Genomic DNA, 17,319 nt, shown 5'->3' with positions numbered 1-17,319 from the left:
AGTTTGGAGATTCAAGTAAAACTATTAATCTAACATGTTGTGAATAGAAGTCTGGTATTTCAACTGACTAAGGGATATGGATATTTCCTTTTAGTAATTTCAATGAATCAGTTTTCTCCTTTGAAGCATATAAAGAAACAGGTTCATTGCATGAACGAAAAGGAAATATCCATATCCCCGCCCGAGGAACTAGCTAAACGAGAAAGGAGAATTACTATGCCAATAGTTATACCTCAAAACCTTCCAGCCTTTGATGTATTGTCAAATGAAAATATCTTTGTTATGAACGAAAACCGTGCCATTCATCAAGATATCAGAGCATTAAAGATTGTTGTATTAAACTTAATGCCTACTAAAATAGAAACCGAGACTCAACTTCTCCGTCTACTAGGAAATGTTCCTCTGCAAATAGAGGTAGTATTCATCCATACCGAGTCCTATGAATCGAAGAATGTATCCAAGGATCATTTAAGTACCTTTTATAAGCATTTCAGTGATATTAAGGATCAAGAATTTGATGGCATGATAATAACTGGAGCTCCAGTTGAGCTCCTCCCCTTTGAAGAAGTTGCATATTGGAGTGAACTAAAGGAAATCATGGACTTTTCGATATCCAACGTTACATCTACCCTACATATTTGCTGGGGATCTCAGGCAGGTCTATATCACCATTACGGAGTTCCTAAGTATGTAGTTGATAAAAAGATTTCGGGAGTATTTCCTCATACTATCAATAACAATAAATTGAATCTCCTAAGAGGCTTTGATGATGTTTTCTATGTACCTCATTCACGATATACTGAAGTACGAAGAGAGGATATAGAAAAGGTTCCTGAGCTTGAAATTTTATCTGAGTCTAGCGATTCAGGAGTATATATTGTCGCTTCAAGGGATAGGAAACAAATATTTATAAGTGGGCATCCCGAATACGATGTTAATACCCTAAAAAATGAGTATTTGAGAGACATTTCTAAAGGAATTGATATAGAAGTTCCTAATAATTATTTTAAAAATGACGATCCAACAGCTGAGCCAGTTTCAAAATGGAGGAGTCATGCTAGTCTACTCTTTTCTAATTGGATTAATTATTATGTATATCAAAAAACCCCTTATATATTAAAGGGGCATTTAGAATAATCAGTATATCTATAAGCAACTTTGAGGTTCAATAAATCTCAAATACTAATGTTTTTATCTATAGGAGGGATATCTTATAAAGTATTCATCTTGTAAGATATCCCCTTCACATTATCTCCTATAATTATACATTCTTTTTCTAGATCTTATATTAGGAGCCATCATGCTTGCTACTAGTGAAGTAAGGGGGATTGTTGAAACTAGTCCAATACTTCCACATAATGATCTAATTATCTCAGTTGATAAAATCTCCATGCTTACTAGTCTACCCAATGGCATTTTCATGAAGTGAAATACTAATAGTATAGGCATAGCTCCTCCAACATAGGCTAAGATAAGGGTATTTACCATGGTTGCCATTATATCTCTACCTACCTTTAATCCTGAAGCAATTAGCCCTGCAAAGGTCATATTTGGATTCTGATCTTTGAGTTCAAAAATTACAGAGGTTATCGACATACTTACATCCATTACTACCCCTATGGCTCCTATTAGTACCCCACTCAGATAGAGCCCTCTGTAGTCTATAACTGTATTCATATATGTTATTAAAAAGTTTACCTCTTCACTAGCCAGTCCAGTTATTGAACATAGATCCGTAAATACCTTCGCCAAAATCCCAGCAATAATTGTTCCTCCTACGGTTCCGATTATCGCTACAAGGCTCTTTCTAGTAAATCCAGATATAAGAATAAAACTAATTAATATAATTATTATTGTACTTATTATTGCAACCATCATTGGATTGTGTCCATCAACAATCAAAGGTATCATGATTTTTACAATTACTAAGCCCGATATACCTAATGAGGTTACAGAAAGTATTCCCTTTATTCCACCGAAGATAATTATCACTACTAGAAATATAATTCCTAGTAACTTAAGGTGGTCTTCTCTAGATACATTAATAATATTTCCTTTTATTCTTCCATTCTGACCCGTACTTAACTTTATAAGAACCCGGCTTCCCTTTCTGAGTTCATAGCTATTTGATGAATATTCCACCGGTATATATTCTATATTTATACCCTTTCCTTTGTATTCACCCTCAAGTATCTTAACCTTTACAGATTTTGTTGTTACCCCTGACCTTGAGTATTCTTCTATCTTTAATACTTCAGCCTTTAATATATCTCCATTATTCTCTTCAGCATAGGCACCGCTTCCTAGAAATAGGAAAATTAAAATTAATAATACAATCCTTCTTCCCATGTTTGTCCCTCCTATTCATAATAATTATTATGAATAGGCTTATACAAATAGACCAAAACTTTTTAATAGAAAAAATAGGGATGTCTTAGAATGATTAATTCTGAGGCAATCCCTTTTCCATTTTCATATTTTATTTATGAAGTCTTTACACCATCAATATTTCTAAACACATTCTCAAATTTGTTTAATGCATCATCAATAACTTCATCGGTATCGGATAGGCTAGTATACAACCTGCTCCCAGCTAAGGTTACTATTCCCTCAGCCAAATAAGCTGCTCCCATTTCCTCCATCATATGCTTACGCTTCTTTACCTCTCCTAGGGCGCTTAATATATTAATTCCCAATTTAACAAACATAGCTGCTCCTGTCTCTAAATGACATATTGAGCCCTGATTATAGGCTACAAATGGAAGGTTATACTTATCGATAAGATAATTTAATCCATTTGTTAATCTGTCTCCGGCTTCACCTGCTTTTTCACATGCATTAGTCTTTTCAATCTCTAAAATTGTGTAGTACCCCGCTATACAGCTTAATGGATTTGCCGCTAGGGTTCCACCAACATAGGCTCTTTTTTTACCACTCTCAAGACCTGCCGCAAGATGATCAATTAAATCCTTTCTACCTCCGATACCACCTGCTGCTGGATATCCCCCTGCTATTACCTTGCCAAAGATAGTCAGATCAGGCTTAACATCAAAATATCCTTGGGCGCTGCCAAGACCTATCCTAAATCCTGTGACAACCTCATCAAATATTAAGATGGTATCAAAGTCATCACAAAGCCTTCTTACTTCTTTGTTATACTCCTCATATATTGGCCTCGTACCACTTTCTGGACCTACTGGTTCCACTATTACACAGGCGGTTCCACCCCTTAACTTATTCTTCTTAAGCTGTTTTCTAAGGGCTTCTATATCATTTGGTTTTACTTCTTGGGTATGCTTACTACATTCTCTTGGTATACCATGGGCTTCAAATCTACCTGTCCCTGGAATCTTTAGTCCATAGACCATCTGATCGCTCCATCCATGATATGCTCCACCGATTTTCACTACCTTTTTCTTCCCCGTAGCAAGCCTTGCTATTCGAATGGCAGCCATAACAGACTCTGTACCACTTCCAAGCATACGAAATTTTTCTACTGCTGGCATATGCTTGTTTATCAGTTTAGCTATTTTAAGCTCATATTCATGAAAAAGTCCTGTAACTGGACCGCAGTGATTAAGTAGCTTAATAACCTCTTTCCTAACGGGTTCATAATTACTTCCTAGTATTGTAGGGCCCCCAGCTTGAAGGAAGTCTATATATTTATTTCCATCGGCGTCCCATAGATAAGCTCCCTCTGCTCTATCAATAACTATAGGAAATGGATAGTTGAATGCAAGGTTATGCTGAACCCCCCCAGGTATATATTCCTTGGCTTCTGTAATCATTTTTTTAGAGTTTCCACATTTGTTTTCAAAGTAGTCAAGATACCTCTGCATTGCGTCTCTTTTAATTGGCCTTATGGGTTGCTTAATTAATTCTTCAAGTCTTCTGTAGATTTCATCTGTATCATGCCATCTTGAAACTGCATAACCTTCTTTTCCCATAATCTACTCCCCTTTTTAATTGCCCTTTGCAATACCCTTAAATATCATATCTAAGATGCCTTCTAATTCAGAAGTTGACCCAGCCTCGCATCCCTCCTCAAACCATTTAAAAATTACTCCATAGTAACAACCAAGAAAGGTTGTTACAACATATTCCTTTGAAAAGTCACTGCTTATATCACCCTTCTCTTGACCTTCATTTACTAACTCTTCTAAAACCTTTCTAATTTTAAGAAAGGGAGACCCAGATTCCTTACTGTTTATTATGGTTGTAAAAACAACTCTTCCCGTTAAATGCAAATATGGAATTGCATCCTCTAATAATCTAATTAATATCCTCTTTATTTTTTCAACAGGTTTATTTGAGGCAAAGCCTTCTTCCTCTATCATTTCAAATATATCCGCTATCTCATCCTCTGCAATCCCTTTTAACAGACTCTCCTTATTAGTAAAATGTTTGAAAAAAGTACTCTTTGATACATCTGCCAACTCGGTAATTTCTTCAATCGATGTATTATCATAACCATTTTTCTCAAATAGTCGTCTAGCTGATCTAAGGAGACTTGCATTTGTTTTCATCTTTTTACGTTCTCTTCTAGAAATGTTAGACTTATTCAACCTTATCCTCCTCTAATTACTCCATTTACAATAATTGTATATTAGTGTATTTTTATTGTCAAGTTCATATACAAACTTGAATATATTAGTACACTGTAGTATACTAATATCAAAGTAATATTGTTCCAAATTATAACAATAATTACAATTCTATTATAGTATTTACTATCTATCACACTTCTTGCACAAATCATACCTTAATAACTATATATTAGCGATAATCATTTATATCATAAAAGGGGGGATTGGCCATGGGTATGAAGTACATAATTGCCCATGATGTAGGTACAAGTAGCAACAAGGCAGTTTTAGTAGATATAAATGGTGAGGTTCATGCCACTGCATCTGTCTCATATCCTCTACATTTTCCCCATCCAAACTGGGTAGAGCAAGATCCAGATGATTATTGGAATGCAATCATAAAGACAACTAACGATATAATGAAAAAATCTAATGTCTGTCCCGAGAATATAGCTGGAATAATATATACAACCCAAGCACTGGGAATAATTCCAATCGACAAAGAAGGAAATCCCCTCAGGAAAAACATTTCTTGGGTAGATGGCCGTGCTGAAAAGCAAGCTAAAAAGATAATGAAAAAACTCGGTGGAGAAAAAATATTCGAAAAAATTGTTGGTATTAAATTAATGGGCAAGGATGTAATTCCAAAGCTTCTTTGGATTAAAGAAGAAGAGAATAATATCTATAAAGAAACAGAATATTTCTTAGATGTAAATGGTTATCTAAAGTTTAAATCCACTGGAAAGAAAGTAATGGAATGGTCTGGAGCTTCATCATATGGCTTTGATTTAAAGAAAAAGGATTGGCTTAAAATTATCTTTAAAGCCTGTGGAATTGACATGAAGAAGCTTCCTCCCCTTGTACGCTCAATCGACAAGGTTGGAGGTCTATCTAAAAAATCAGCCCAGTCCTTTGGTCTATTGGAGGGCACCCCTATTTTCGGAGGCTGTGATGATGTCCAAAGTGCAGCCATTGGCTCAAGTGCTGTAAGAGAAAACGAAGCCCATATTTATTTGGGATCTGCCGCTTGGGTATGCGTATCTACAGCTAAAAATCTTAAACACAAAAATGGAGCAGCAGTGATTCAAAGTGCAAATCCCAAGATGAATATTGCTGTTGGTGTTACAGAAGCCGCGGGAATATGCATTCAATGGATTGCCGATCAATTTTATAAGCATGAGCAGGAGGACCCAAATATAGATGACTTATTTGCCTTAATGGATGAACATGTTAAAGATATACCTCCGGGTTCTGATTATTTGATATGTACCCCTTGGATGCTTGGTGAACGATGTCCCGTAAGCAGTACTACAACAAGAGCTACTCTTTTCAATGTTTCTTTAGAACATACTCGAAAACATATGATGCGTGCTGTTTATGAGGGTGTAGCATATAATATACGATGGATTCTTGAAAACTTTAAAAGAGATTTTGGTTTTGACATACAAAGTCTCAAGCTAATAGGTGGAGGTGCTTTGGATAAGGAATGGATGCAAATAATATCCGATGTTACCCAAAGACCTATCGAAACTGTCCGGAATCCTAAAATAGCTGGAGCTATAGGCGGAGCCATATGTGCAGCAATCGGCCTCGGTATTTACGATGATTTCGATTGCTCAAAAAAATTGATTAATCTAGATAAAAAATATACACCTAATAAAGATAACGCAGAAATCTATGATGAGTTATTTAAAACCTATAAATCTATTTACTATTCCTTAGATAAAACCTATTCAGATATAAATGCTTCTCGTTTTTAAATTAAAATAGGAGGATTTTTTATGGATGTACAACAAGCTAGACACCTTGTTCTAGAAGCAGGAAAACGCCTACTATCAAGTGGTCTTGTTGCCGGCACCTGGGGCAATATTAGCCAAAAGGTCAACGATAATCTTATGGTAATCACTCCAAGCGGCAAGAATTATGATAAGTTAACGGTATATGACATGGTTGTAGTAAATATAAATGATCTCAGTTACGAAGGTCAATTGAAGCCATCTTCTGAATGTAAATTACATGCAGAGCTCTATAAGATTAGGAAAGATATCGGTGCTGTTATACACACCCACTCCATTAATGCATGTATAGTTGCTTCAGCACGTAAAGAAGTTACATCTGTTTCTGATCATATGGCAGACAGGATTGGGCCTTCGATCCCAGTAACTGAATATGCAATTTCTGGTACAAGGAAGCTATTAAAGAATACTATCAAGCTCATGAAGTACGGAAATGCTGTTTTACTTGCAAATCACGGAGCTATATGCGTTGGTAAAACCATTGAAAATGCCTTTATTACTTGTGAACTCATGGAAAAAGCTTGTATGGATTTTATAGAAAAGTAATTAGTTTTTAAGGAAAGGAGATACTTCGTGGATAAAGCTAATATATGTATGCCCATAATTAACACGATAAAAAAATTAAATTCAATGGGCCTAGGTAACAAAGCTGTAGGAAGTATTAGTCGAAGAATTGATAATGATTTTATTGCAATTACACCTGCCGAAATAGATCTAAGGGCTTTGACTATGGAAGATATTGTATTTGTTAATATCAAAAATCTAGCTTGCAATGATACTTTAAAACCAACAAAGGATTATCAGTTACATGCTGATATATATATGTCCAGACCTAATATATCCTCTATACTTCTTGGACAGTCAAAAAATACTTGTGCAGCTGCCAAGGTTACTAATGAGATTCCACCTATATTGGATGATATGGCACAAATAATTGGCCCTACAATAAGGGTTGCCAACTACGAGAATGCCCATTGCAAGAAATCCATAAAAAACGTTATTAGAGCCCTAAGAGGACGATATGCAGCCTTGCTTGCTGATGGTGGAGCTATTTGCTTAGGTAGGTCACTTGAGGAGACCATTGTTACATGGCAGGTTTTAGAAAAGTCCTGTATAGTTTATATTGAATCTAAAAAAATTGGTGGTGCAATACCAATAAACAGATTTATAGCCTATGTTATGCATCATGTTTATTTGAGAGTCTATTCAAAAAGAAGGGAAAAGAAAAAGGTCTGATGAAATATTTTAGCTGATAGCTACTAGTATGCAAAAATCTAATAGTTACCAGCTAAGTCTCTCTATATAATTCCTTCTATCCATTCCTTTAATTGTTCCTTAGCCTCTTCTCTTCCCTTCTTGAGCGGATCTTTAAATTCCATCTCTCCTAGAATCTCATTTTCATTAAGATCTTCCCTTAACATCTTAAAGGCCTTTCCATTACCGCCTCCAGCATGACAGCAGAAAAAGGCAATTTTCTTTCCATTTATCTGTGTCGTATCTAAGAACGTATTTATAGCAGGGGCATATCTGCTAGCCCATATAGGTGTACCAATAAATATAAGATCATAGTCATCTAGATTTTTATCCATAGGTAAAAGTTCTGGCTTTTTACCCGTAATAACTTGTCTACCACCCCAGACGTACTTCATGAAACCCTTTGATGCTACATCCTTCTTGGGCTTTAACTCCAATAAGTCTGCTCCTACGATGTCACTGATACCCTCAGCTATAAATTTTGTATTACCCTCAAATGAATAAAATACAACAAGCTTTTTTAAATCCCTATTCTCCATGTTAATTCCCCTTTCTATACTTCATCATACCTAAAGCAATCTACCAAATGATCATTCACTAGACCTGCCGCTTGCATATGGGAATAGCAAATGGTTGGACCGACAAATTTAAATCCCCTCTTTTTTAGGTCCTTACTAAAGTCCTCTGACTCCGGCGTTTTTGCCGGAACCTCATCAAGGCTATTCCATGAATTTTTTATAGTCTCTCCTCCAACAAATTGCCATATGTACTTATTAAAGCTTCCAAACTCTTCTTGTACTTTCAAAAAAGCCTTGGCATTGGCCACAGCAGCTTCAATCTTTCTTCTATTTCTAATTATCCCCTCATTAGTCATTAGTTCTTCAATTTTCTTTTCATCATATTTAGCTACTTTTATAGGATCAAAATTATCAAAGGCTTCCCTATAGTTCTCTCTTCTTCTTAGTATAGTTATCCAGCTAAGTCCAGCCTGTGCGCTTTCGAGTATCATAAATTCAAAGTGTCTTCTATCATCATGAACTGGTACTCCCCACTCTTTATCATGATATTCAATATATAGGGAATCATTCCCAGCCCAACCGCATCTTTTTTCCATTAGACTACTCTCCCTTCATCTTATTAGTTATAGACTCCGCAGCCAACTTCCCCATTGAAAAAGCTGCTTGAATATTATATCCTCCTGTATCACCATCGATATCAAGGACCTCACCGACAAAGTATAGGCCCTTTACAATCCGAGACTCCATGGTTTTAGGACTAACGTCCTTTAGGGATACTCCTCCCTTTGTTGCCATTGCTATATGATAATCCCCTAATCTTTCAACCTCCATTGGAAAACCTATAAGCATTTCTATCAATCTATTTCTCATTTTTTTATTTAACTCTGCGCACTTAAGTTCCTCAGGTATATCGGCAATCGCAATGAGCTTATCTATAAACCTTTTTGATAATGGATATTCTCTAAGTATAGTCTTTACTAACAGTTTTCCATTTGAACTAATTCTTTCTATAAAGTCAGACCGAAATCCTTCCTCACTCTCTGCCCCTATAAAATTAATTTTTATTATGTCTCCTGGCAATACATATCTTGAAAAATTAAGGATTCCTGGGCCAGAAATGTTTCTATGGGTCAAAAGAACATCCCCTAGACAATTTTTTATTTTCTTATTATTTCTCCATAGGGAAATGGGTATATTTTCAAAGGATGTTCCAGATAAATCTGTAAACCCATAATCCTTTATGTATAGAGGTGTAAGGCATGGTCTTGGTTTCTCAATAACATGTCCTAATTTTCTAGCAAAGTTATATCCGTCCCCTGTTGAACCCGTATTAACATAGGATTTTCCTCCTGTAGACACTACTAAATACCTTGCTGAGTATTGCTGTTTCTCTGTCTTAATATCAAAGGTAGATTTTTCTTTATCATAGTCAACATCTGTAACTCTCTGATTGTATTTTTTATCAACATTTCTCTTCTTACACTCATCTAATAATACATTTAAAACATCTGACGCCTTTAAGGTTTCCGGAAAGATCTTACCATTTTCATTACTTATGAAGTTTAATCCCCTTTGTCTAAAGAAGTTCATTAAATCCTCATTGGTAAACTTAAAAAGAGAGTGCTTCACAAATCTTCCATTGTCTCCATAAAAATTTAGAAAATCTTTAATATTCCCCTCATGGGTTAAATTGCACTGACCTGCTCCAGAAATCAAAAGTTTTTTCCCCGCCGAAGCATTTCTCTCAAGTACTAAGACCCTTCTATTTTCTCCCCCAGAGTTTATGGCAGCAAACAGTCCTGCCGGTCCTGCACCTACAACGATAACATCGTAATTTTTCATTAGATTACCTCCGTTTAAATTAAACACTCTTCCTATATATTAAAAATTATTTCCATAAAAATACTTTTATATTGTTGACAAAGTATTCAATTGATATTATAATTCTATGAAAATAATATCATTAAATTCTATGAGTGGAAATAGTAGATAAGACAAAAAACTATAGCGAGTCGGAAATGGTGGAAGCCCGACGTGGATTGCTTGTTGAATGGTTCCATGAGAAGCAGTGTGAAATCTCCTGAGAGTAGCATTAGCCGTTAGTCTTACGTTACAAAGACAGGATATCGAAATAGCAAGTTACTATTTCCGTATCTGAAAGAGTGAGATAGATGATTCTGTCTAAAATAGGTGGCAACACGGAATATAAACATTTCGTCCTGTATATTGGGATGTGATGTTTTTTTTATTACCCTTTATCTCTTTCAAGTTGTTCTGCTACTTCCTAGGTTATATATTTTTTTAACTTGGAGCAGCCTGAATACTTGAAGCCTAAAACCTATAGTAGAATTATAACCTATCTAATTAGGGTGGTACCGCGAAACCATAGACATTTCGTCCCTTTTCAGGGAGTGAAATGTCTTTTTTGTTTTTGAATAAATACGAAAAGGAGGCATTAAATTGCATTGTAATAATACAAAGATCAAAGAAATATTTAAATCCTCAAAGCTTGCGGTTCTTTCTACGGAAATCGAGGAAATATCTGAAACACCAGTCTCATTGTTTAGAAAGTTGTGTAACAAGGGGAAATGCTACCTCTTAGAAAGTGCCGAAACTGTTGATAAGTGGGGACGTTATTCATATATCGGTAGGAAACCATTTATTGAGGTCAGAGGCTACGGAAATGAAGTCTATATATATGGAAAAAATCAGCTTATAGAAAAGACCGGTAATCCCTTAGGTATTGTAAAGGATCTAATGAAGGAATATAAAATGCCTTTTATAGACAATATGCCTGATTTTATTGGAGGTGCAGTTGGCTATATTGGCTACGATATCATACGAAACTATGAAAATCTCAGCAATGTAAATCATGATGATATAGAACTTCCAGATATTCACCTTTTATTCATGGAAGAAATATTTATATATGATCATTTATTAGAGAAGGTTTTAATTGTTTTTAATCTGCCCCTCTCCCCTTGTACTAAGGATATTGATGAAGTGATATTAGATAGACTTCAAAGTATTAGGGAGGAAATCTCAGTTGATGATTATATCTTAAAAGATAATCAAGAAATGCAGACTAAAGAATTTCGCTATAGGAGTAACGAAACTAAAGAAACCTTTATGGATAAGGTCCTAAATGCCAAAGAGTATATAAAATCTGGGGATATATTTCAAGTGGTTGTATCCCAAAGGTTACAGATTGAAACAAATACCAGACCCTTTGATGTTTACCAAACCCTAAGAGATATCAATCCGTCTCCTTATATGTTTTATTTAGAATTCAATGAGTATAGCCTGGTTGGTTCTTCACCAGAAATGCTTTGTAAGGTTAAGGAAGGCAGAGTTGAAACCTGTCCTATTGCAGGAACAAGACCTAGAGGTAAAACTCCTGAGGAGGATATAGCTCTAGCAGACGAGCTTTTAAGGGATGAAAAGGAGCTTGCAGAGCATCTGATGCTGGTGGATCTAGCTAGAAATGATATTGGTAAAATATCTAAATTTGGTAGTGTAGAGCTTACTAATTATATGGAAATACAAAGGTACTCCCATGTCATGCATATAGTATCTAATGTAACGGGGAGCCTTAGGAAAGATCTTGATATGTTCGATTCTTTAGTGTCATGTTTACCCGCCGGGACAGTTTCAGGAGCCCCCAAAATACGAGCAATGGAGATTATAGATGAACTTGAAAGTAGTAAAAGAGGAGCATATGCAGGAGCAGTTGGTTGTATAGGTTTTGATGGGAATATGGATACCTGTATTACTATTAGAACAATTGTATTTACGGAGAATAACGCTTATATTCAAGCCGGTGCAGGAATCGTTGCAGATTCTGATCCTGAAAGTGAATATTTAGAAACCCTTAGAAAGGCCAAGGCCCTTATGGAAGCAATAAAAATAACCGAGGAGGATTTACATGGTAGTAATAATAGATAATTACGATTCCTTTACTTACAACCTTTATCAATATATTGGTGAGATTAATCCTAATATTAAGGTCTTTAGAAACGATGGGGTTACAATAGCTCAGCTAAGAGAGATGGATATATCTCATATTATTATTTCTCCAGGTCCCGGTACGCCTAAGGACTCTGGTATATCAAAAAGTATTATAAGGGAATTTGGAGGCAAAATTCCCATTCTAGGGGTTTGTCTTGGACATCAAACAATTGGAGAAACCTATGGATGCGAAGTTGTAAGGGCTAAAGAGCCCTTTCATGGTAAGACCTCTATGATTTACCACGATGGGATGGGTCTATTCAAGGGAATTGAAAATCCTTTGAAGGTTACAAGGTATCATTCCTTGATAGTTGATAAGAACTCATTAACCGATGACTTATCCTTTACTGCTAAGACCAGCGATGGTGAGATAATGGCTCTTATGCATAAAAGGCACCCTATATTTGGAGTACAGTTTCATCCTGAGGCCATTGCTACACGTGGTGGAAAGGAAATAATAAAAAACTTTCTTGAGTTAACAACAACAGTTAGTTGCTGATCCGTGGGGCTTTGATATTTCTTTTTCATTTATGCAATGAAAAAAACTTAAACTAACTTATTGTGCTAATTTCCAAAGCGGGGAGTGATGATATTTCCTTTTCGTTCATGCAATGAACCTGTTTTCTAATATAATTTTGTAGGTAAAAACAGGTTCATAAAAATCACTCAAATGAAATATCATAACTCCCTAAGTATTTTAAAATGATAACGTATAATTTATTAACACATGAAGCTAAATTGATCTATAGATATAGGAGGTCTTTAAATGCTTAGATTTGCAATAACAAAGTTGATAAATAAAGAAAACCTGACAGAAAAAGAAATGATACAGGCTATGAACATTATTATGGATGGTAATGCTGCAAATTCTCAGATAGGCAGCTTCTTAACCGCCCTACGTATGAAGGGTGAAACTATCGATGAGATCACCGGTGGAGCCAAGGTGATGAGGTCAAAGGCTCTTAAGGTAGATATAGAAGATGAATACGCTGTAGATCCTGTTGGTACCGGTGGTGATGGAGCTAATACCTTTAATATCTCTACCTTGGTTGCAATAATATCGGCAGCAGCCGGAGTTAAGGTTTTAAAGCATGGTAATCGTTCGGTTTCAAGCAAGTGTGGAAGTGCAGATGTATTGGAAAGTTTAGGGGTTAATATTGAGCTTGATCCTGATAAGGTAAAAAAATGCGTTGATGTAGTTAACATAGGATTTATGTTTGCTCCTAGATTTCATAGTGCCATGAAAAATGTAGTAATTCCTCGGCGCGAACTTGGTATTAGAACTATTTTTAACATCCTCGGCCCACTTACCAACCCGGCTATGGCAAAAAATCAGCTTTTAGGGGTGTTTGATGAAGAACTCAATGAATTAATGGCCGGTGTTTTGAAGAACTTAGGATCACGAAGATCCATGGTAGTACACGGCTTGGATGGTCTTGATGAAATTACTATTACCACCAAAACTAAAGTCTCTGAAATCAGGGATAATAAAATATCTACCTACTACCTCGACCCTAAAGAATATGGATTTAAACTAGGTAAATCAGAGGATCTAATTGGAGGCTATCCTAAAGAAAATGCTGAGATTATATTAAATATATTGAAGGGCGAAAAGGGAGCAAAAAGAGATATAGCTCTTCTTAATGCTGGAGCAGCTATATATGTTGGAGGCAAGGTAGATTCTTTAGCTAGTGGCATAAATCAGGCTAGAATAACACTAGATAAAGGTCTTGCATTAAAAAAATTAAATCAATTTATTGATATTAGTCAGGAGCTGGCAACATGATTCTAGAAAAAATAGTTTCTTATAAAAGGAAAAGAATTGAAGAAGAGAAAAATATCCTTTCACTCGATAGGATTCTTTCACTAATAGATTCACATGATACTGGAAGAAACTTTAAGGGAGCCTTTGAAGATAGAGATAATATTAGCATCATTGCTGAAGTGAAGAAAGCCTCCCCTTCTAAGGGGTTGATTAGAAAGGATTTCAACCCTGTAGCCATAGCTGAGGCTTATAAATCTAATAAAGCTGAAGCGATATCGGTACTAACTGAAGATAACTTCTTTCTGGGAAGCAATGATTATTTAGGTAAGGTCAGAAACGTTACCTATGCTCCACTGCTTAGAAAGGATTTTATTATTGATCCCTACCAGATATACCAATCAAAGCTTTTAGGAGCCGATGCCATACTTCTTATTGTATCTATTTTATCGAAAAATCAATTATTGGAGTTCAAAGGGCTAGCTAAAAGCATAGGACTCCAGTGTTTAGTAGAGGTTCATAATAGATCGGAGCTTGAGATTGCATTGGAGGTTGATTCAGAAATTATAGGTATTAACAATAGAGATTTAAAAACCTTTAAAACAAGCTTAACCGTAACTGAAAGGCTTATAGAGTATGTACCAAAATCTAAAATAGTTATTAGCGAAAGTGGAATTAACACCAGATCCGATATAGCGTTTCTTCAATCCCTTGGTGTAAAAGGTGTTCTTATCGGTGAAAGTCTTATGAGGGCAGAATCTATAGAAGATAAGTTTAAAGAGCTTAGGGGTGAGTAAATGACTAAAGTTAAGATATGTGGCTTAAGACGTAGGGAAGATATAGCTTATGTTAACCAGCTTAAACCTGATTATGTAGGATTCGTCTTTGCAAAAAGTAAACGCCAAATAGATAAGTATAAGGCTAAAGAATTGATTAATGATCTTGATAAATCTATAAAAACCGTGGGTGTCTTTTTAAACACTTCAGTAGATAGGGTTAGAGATATATCTGGCTTTTGTAAACTCGATGTTATTCAACTTCACGGTGATGAAACTCCAAAATACTGTAGCTTATTTGATAGAGAAGTCTGGAAGGCATTTAGAATAAAAAATGAGGATAGCCTAAAAGAAATACAGCATTATAGTTCTGATGGCTACCTATTAGACACCTATGTCAAGGGAGCCTATGGCGGTACCGGTGATACCTTTAACTGGAATTTAGCTTCTAAGATCGGTAAGGAGAAATTTATTATTTTGGCAGGTGGTCTTTCAGAAGACAACATAGATATGGCTATTAATATTGTGAGGCCAAGCATCGTTGATGTCAGTAGCGGAGTTGAGATAGATGGATTCAAAGATTTTGATAAGATGAAGAGATTTATTGAAAGGGTGAGAAAATAATATGAGTATAGGATGTCTACCTAAAAGATTCGGAAGGTTCGGAGGTCAATTTGTTCCAGAAACCTTGATGAATGCTTTAATCGAACTTGAAAGAGAATACCTAGAAGCTAAAGAAGATCCAGAATTCCTTAGGTCATATAGATACTATGTAGTGGAGTACTCAGGAAGACCAACTCCCTTGTATTATGCTGAAAACCTCACTAAAAAACTAGGCGGTGGAAAAATCTATCTAAAAAGAGAAGATTTGAACCACACAGGAGCCCATAAGATCAATAATGTTATAGGTCAGGTTCTTCTGGCAAAGAGAATGAATAAAAAGCGTATTATTGCTGAGACTGGAGCTGGACAGCATGGTGTAGCAACTGCAACAGTTTGTGCAATGTTTGATATTGACTGTGAGGTATATATGGGCAAAGAAGATATCGAAAGACAATCCCTAAATGTATATAAAATGAAAATGCTAGGTGCTAAGGTAAATCCAGTTACCTCTGGAACAGCTACCTTAAAGGATGCTACAAATGAAGCTATTAGGGATTGGGTTACAAATGTTAATAATACCTTTTATGTAATAGGCTCCGTTGTTGGTCCCCACCCCTATCCAACTATGGTGAGGGATTTTCAGAGAATTATTGGGGATGAAGTAAAAAAACAAGTTATTGAAAAAGAAAATAGATTACCAGATTACTTGATAGCCTGCGTGGGTGGTGGCAGTAACGCCATGGGATTATTTTATCCTTTTTGTAATGAAGAGAATATAAATTTATATGGTGTTGAAGCCGCAGGTTTAGGAGTTGATACAGATAAACACGCTGCAACTATTACTAAAGGCTCTATAGGTGTCATACACGGAATGATGACCTATTTATTGCAGGATAAGTATGGGCAGATTGATCCTGTACATTCAATTTCTGCAGGCTTAGATTATCCTGGTATAGGACCAGAACATGCATATCTCCATTCTACGGGTAAGGCAAAATACGTAGCCATTACTGATGAAGAAGCTGTAAACGCCTTTAAAATCTTAACTCAAGTAGAGGGTATAATCCCTGCCCTCGAAAGCTCCCATGCTATAGCCTATTTGCTTAAGTTGACGCCAAAAACCAAGAAGGATGATATCATAGTTGTCAATTTATCCGGTAGAGGGGACAAGGATATTCATACCATATCTGAATACGGAGGTGCACTATAATGAAAAGTAGAATTACCAAGAAGTTCAAGGAATTGCGATCAAGTAATAGAAAAGCTTTAATAACATACGTTACCTATGGTGATCCTAACGTAGAAACTACAATAAACTTGGTTCTAGCAATGGAAAGGGCTGGTGCCGATATAGTTGAACTTGGAATCCCCTATTCCGATCCCCTTGCCGATGGCCCTATAATTCAGAGAGCATCTGCAAGAGCTTTAAAGGCTGGGGCTACCATTGACTCATTTTTCGAAATGATTCCTAAGTTAAGATCTAAAACGGATATTCCTATAGCATTATTGCTTTATTATAATTCAATATTTAAGTATGGAATCAAAACCTTTCTAGATAAATGTGATGGCCTAATAGATGGATTAATTATTCCTGATCTGCCTCTTGAAGAACGACAAGAGTTAGTGGAGATTATGAAAGACTATCCTATGGACTTGATTCCTCTTGTTGCCCCTACTTCTGAGGATAGAATTAAAGAAATTGTTAGGAACACAGAAGGATTTGTCTACTGTATTTCCTCTATTGGAATAACAGGTAAGAGAGAAAATTTTGATTCAGATCTCACAGGCTTTATTAGTAAGGTAAGGATGTACACCAATACTCCTCTGGCTATAGGATTTGGTATTTCTAATACCAAGACTGTAGAAAAGCTTAAAGATTTTGCTGACGGTCTTATTGTTGGAAGCGCTATTATTGAAAAGATCGAAAATGGCATTAAGAATAGTACTATTATAGATGATGTCTTCAATTTCACAAGCAGGTTAAGAGATTCACTTTAGCTGAGGGATGTCTCAGAA

Annotated in this window: 17 protein-coding genes and 1 other annotated feature; of the genes, 11 read left to right on the top strand and 6 right to left on the bottom strand. The window is 35.8% G+C overall.

Annotated features, from left to right (window positions below; genetic code table 11):
• The first annotated feature begins 216 nt into the window (after positions 1 to 216).
• A complete protein-coding gene (gene metA, locus R9X47_RS20185) occupies positions 217 to 1,137 on the top strand; it encodes a homoserine O-acetyltransferase MetA (RefSeq protein WP_432662882.1) in 921 nt (306 codons plus the stop codon).
• Between the two features lie 111 nt (positions 1,138 to 1,248).
• Here metA and R9X47_RS20180 read toward each other — a convergent pair whose 3' ends face one another.
• The 3 genes from R9X47_RS20180 to R9X47_RS20170 form a co-directional block, all read right to left on the bottom strand.
• On the bottom strand, positions 1,249 to 2,349 hold the full coding sequence (locus R9X47_RS20180; protein ID WP_432662881.1) for a YibE/F family protein: 1,101 nt from the start codon (positions 2,347 to 2,349) through the stop codon (positions 1,249 to 1,251).
• A 134-nt stretch (positions 2,350 to 2,483) separates the two neighbouring features.
• Positions 2,484 to 3,947 carry an aspartate aminotransferase family protein gene (locus R9X47_RS20175; protein WP_432662880.1) on the bottom strand — a complete coding sequence of 488 codons (1,464 nt, stop codon included), beginning with the start codon at positions 3,945 to 3,947 and terminating at the stop codon, positions 2,484 to 2,486.
• A gap of 15 nt (positions 3,948 to 3,962) precedes the next feature.
• The gene (locus R9X47_RS20170) at positions 3,963 to 4,565 is read right to left on the bottom strand and encodes a TetR/AcrR family transcriptional regulator (RefSeq protein WP_432662879.1); all 603 of its coding nucleotides are present in this window, start codon (positions 4,563 to 4,565) and stop codon (positions 3,963 to 3,965) included.
• A 251-nt stretch (positions 4,566 to 4,816) separates the two neighbouring features.
• On the opposite strand from R9X47_RS20170, the gene R9X47_RS20165 reads away from it, so the two are divergent.
• From R9X47_RS20165 to R9X47_RS20155, 3 genes are read left to right on the top strand one after another with little or no spacing between them, the layout of a single operon-like run.
• Positions 4,817 to 6,346 (top strand): xylulokinase, encoded by a 1,530-nt coding sequence (locus R9X47_RS20165; RefSeq protein WP_432662878.1) that lies wholly within the window; start codon positions 4,817 to 4,819, stop codon positions 6,344 to 6,346.
• A 21-nt stretch (positions 6,347 to 6,367) separates the two neighbouring features.
• Positions 6,368 to 6,928: a class II aldolase/adducin family protein gene (locus R9X47_RS20160; protein WP_432662877.1), complete on the top strand. Its 561-nt coding sequence runs from the start codon at positions 6,368 to 6,370 to the stop codon at positions 6,926 to 6,928.
• A gap of 27 nt (positions 6,929 to 6,955) precedes the next feature.
• Entirely contained in the window at positions 6,956 to 7,618 is a 663-nt protein-coding gene (locus R9X47_RS20155) for a class II aldolase/adducin family protein (RefSeq protein ID WP_432662876.1), read from the top strand.
• 62 nt (positions 7,619 to 7,680) lie between these two features.
• Here the strand turns inward: R9X47_RS20155 and R9X47_RS20150 are convergent, their stop codons facing one another.
• The 3 genes from R9X47_RS20150 to R9X47_RS20140 are packed head-to-tail and all read right to left on the bottom strand — an operon-like array spanning position 7,681 to position 9,996.
• A complete protein-coding gene (locus R9X47_RS20150) occupies positions 7,681 to 8,175 on the bottom strand; it encodes a flavodoxin family protein (RefSeq protein WP_432662875.1) in 495 nt (164 codons plus the stop codon).
• A 14-nt stretch (positions 8,176 to 8,189) separates the two neighbouring features.
• Positions 8,190 to 8,750, bottom strand: coding sequence for a DNA-3-methyladenine glycosylase I (locus tag R9X47_RS20145; protein ID WP_432662874.1), 561 nt, complete (start codon positions 8,748 to 8,750; stop codon positions 8,190 to 8,192).
• 4 nt (positions 8,751 to 8,754) lie between these two features.
• A complete protein-coding gene (locus R9X47_RS20140; protein ID WP_432662873.1) occupies positions 8,755 to 9,996 on the bottom strand; it encodes an NAD(P)/FAD-dependent oxidoreductase in 1,242 nt (413 codons plus the stop codon).
• A gap of 121 nt (positions 9,997 to 10,117) precedes the next feature.
• Positions 10,118 to 10,379: a binding site (T-box leader), on the top strand.
• Between the two features lie 235 nt (positions 10,380 to 10,614).
• On the opposite strand from R9X47_RS20140, the gene trpE reads away from it, so the two are divergent.
• The 7 genes from trpE to trpA all read left to right on the top strand — a co-directional run bounded on the left by trpE (position 10,615) and on the right by trpA (position 17,301).
• Entirely contained in the window at positions 10,615 to 12,099 is a 1,485-nt protein-coding gene (gene trpE, locus R9X47_RS20135; RefSeq protein ID WP_432662872.1) for an anthranilate synthase component I, read from the top strand.
• The gene (locus R9X47_RS20130; protein ID WP_432662871.1) at positions 12,080 to 12,661 is read left to right on the top strand and encodes an anthranilate synthase component II; all 582 of its coding nucleotides are present in this window, start codon (positions 12,080 to 12,082) and stop codon (positions 12,659 to 12,661) included. Before trpE ends, R9X47_RS20130 begins: the two co-directional genes overlap by 20 nt.
• A 267-nt stretch (positions 12,662 to 12,928) precedes the next feature.
• A complete protein-coding gene (gene trpD / locus R9X47_RS20125; protein ID WP_432662870.1) occupies positions 12,929 to 13,948 on the top strand; it encodes an anthranilate phosphoribosyltransferase in 1,020 nt (339 codons plus the stop codon).
• Positions 13,945 to 14,721 carry an indole-3-glycerol phosphate synthase TrpC gene (gene trpC, locus R9X47_RS20120; RefSeq protein WP_432662869.1) on the top strand — a complete coding sequence of 259 codons (777 nt, stop codon included), beginning with the start codon at positions 13,945 to 13,947 and terminating at the stop codon, positions 14,719 to 14,721. Before trpD ends, trpC begins: the two co-directional genes overlap by 4 nt.
• Positions 14,722 to 15,324 carry a phosphoribosylanthranilate isomerase gene (locus tag R9X47_RS20115; RefSeq protein ID WP_432662868.1) on the top strand — a complete coding sequence of 201 codons (603 nt, stop codon included), beginning with the start codon at positions 14,722 to 14,724 and terminating at the stop codon, positions 15,322 to 15,324. It abuts the gene before it with no gap.
• Position 15,325: 1 nt separating this feature from the next.
• Complete coding sequence (gene trpB, locus R9X47_RS20110; protein WP_432662867.1) at positions 15,326 to 16,513, top strand: tryptophan synthase subunit beta; 1,188 nt, start codon at positions 15,326 to 15,328, stop codon at positions 16,511 to 16,513.
• Complete coding sequence (gene trpA / locus R9X47_RS20105) at positions 16,513 to 17,301, top strand: tryptophan synthase subunit alpha (RefSeq protein ID WP_432662866.1); 789 nt, start codon at positions 16,513 to 16,515, stop codon at positions 17,299 to 17,301. The genes trpB and trpA overlap by 1 nt, the downstream gene beginning before the upstream one ends.
• Positions 17,302 to 17,319 lie beyond the last annotated feature (18 nt).

The organism is Wukongibacter baidiensis (assembly GCF_050888315.1).
Taxonomy (GTDB): Bacteria; Bacillota; Clostridia; order Peptostreptococcales; family Caminicellaceae; genus Wukongibacter; species Wukongibacter baidiensis.
This window is presented reverse-complemented; position numbering and strand designations above follow the sequence as displayed.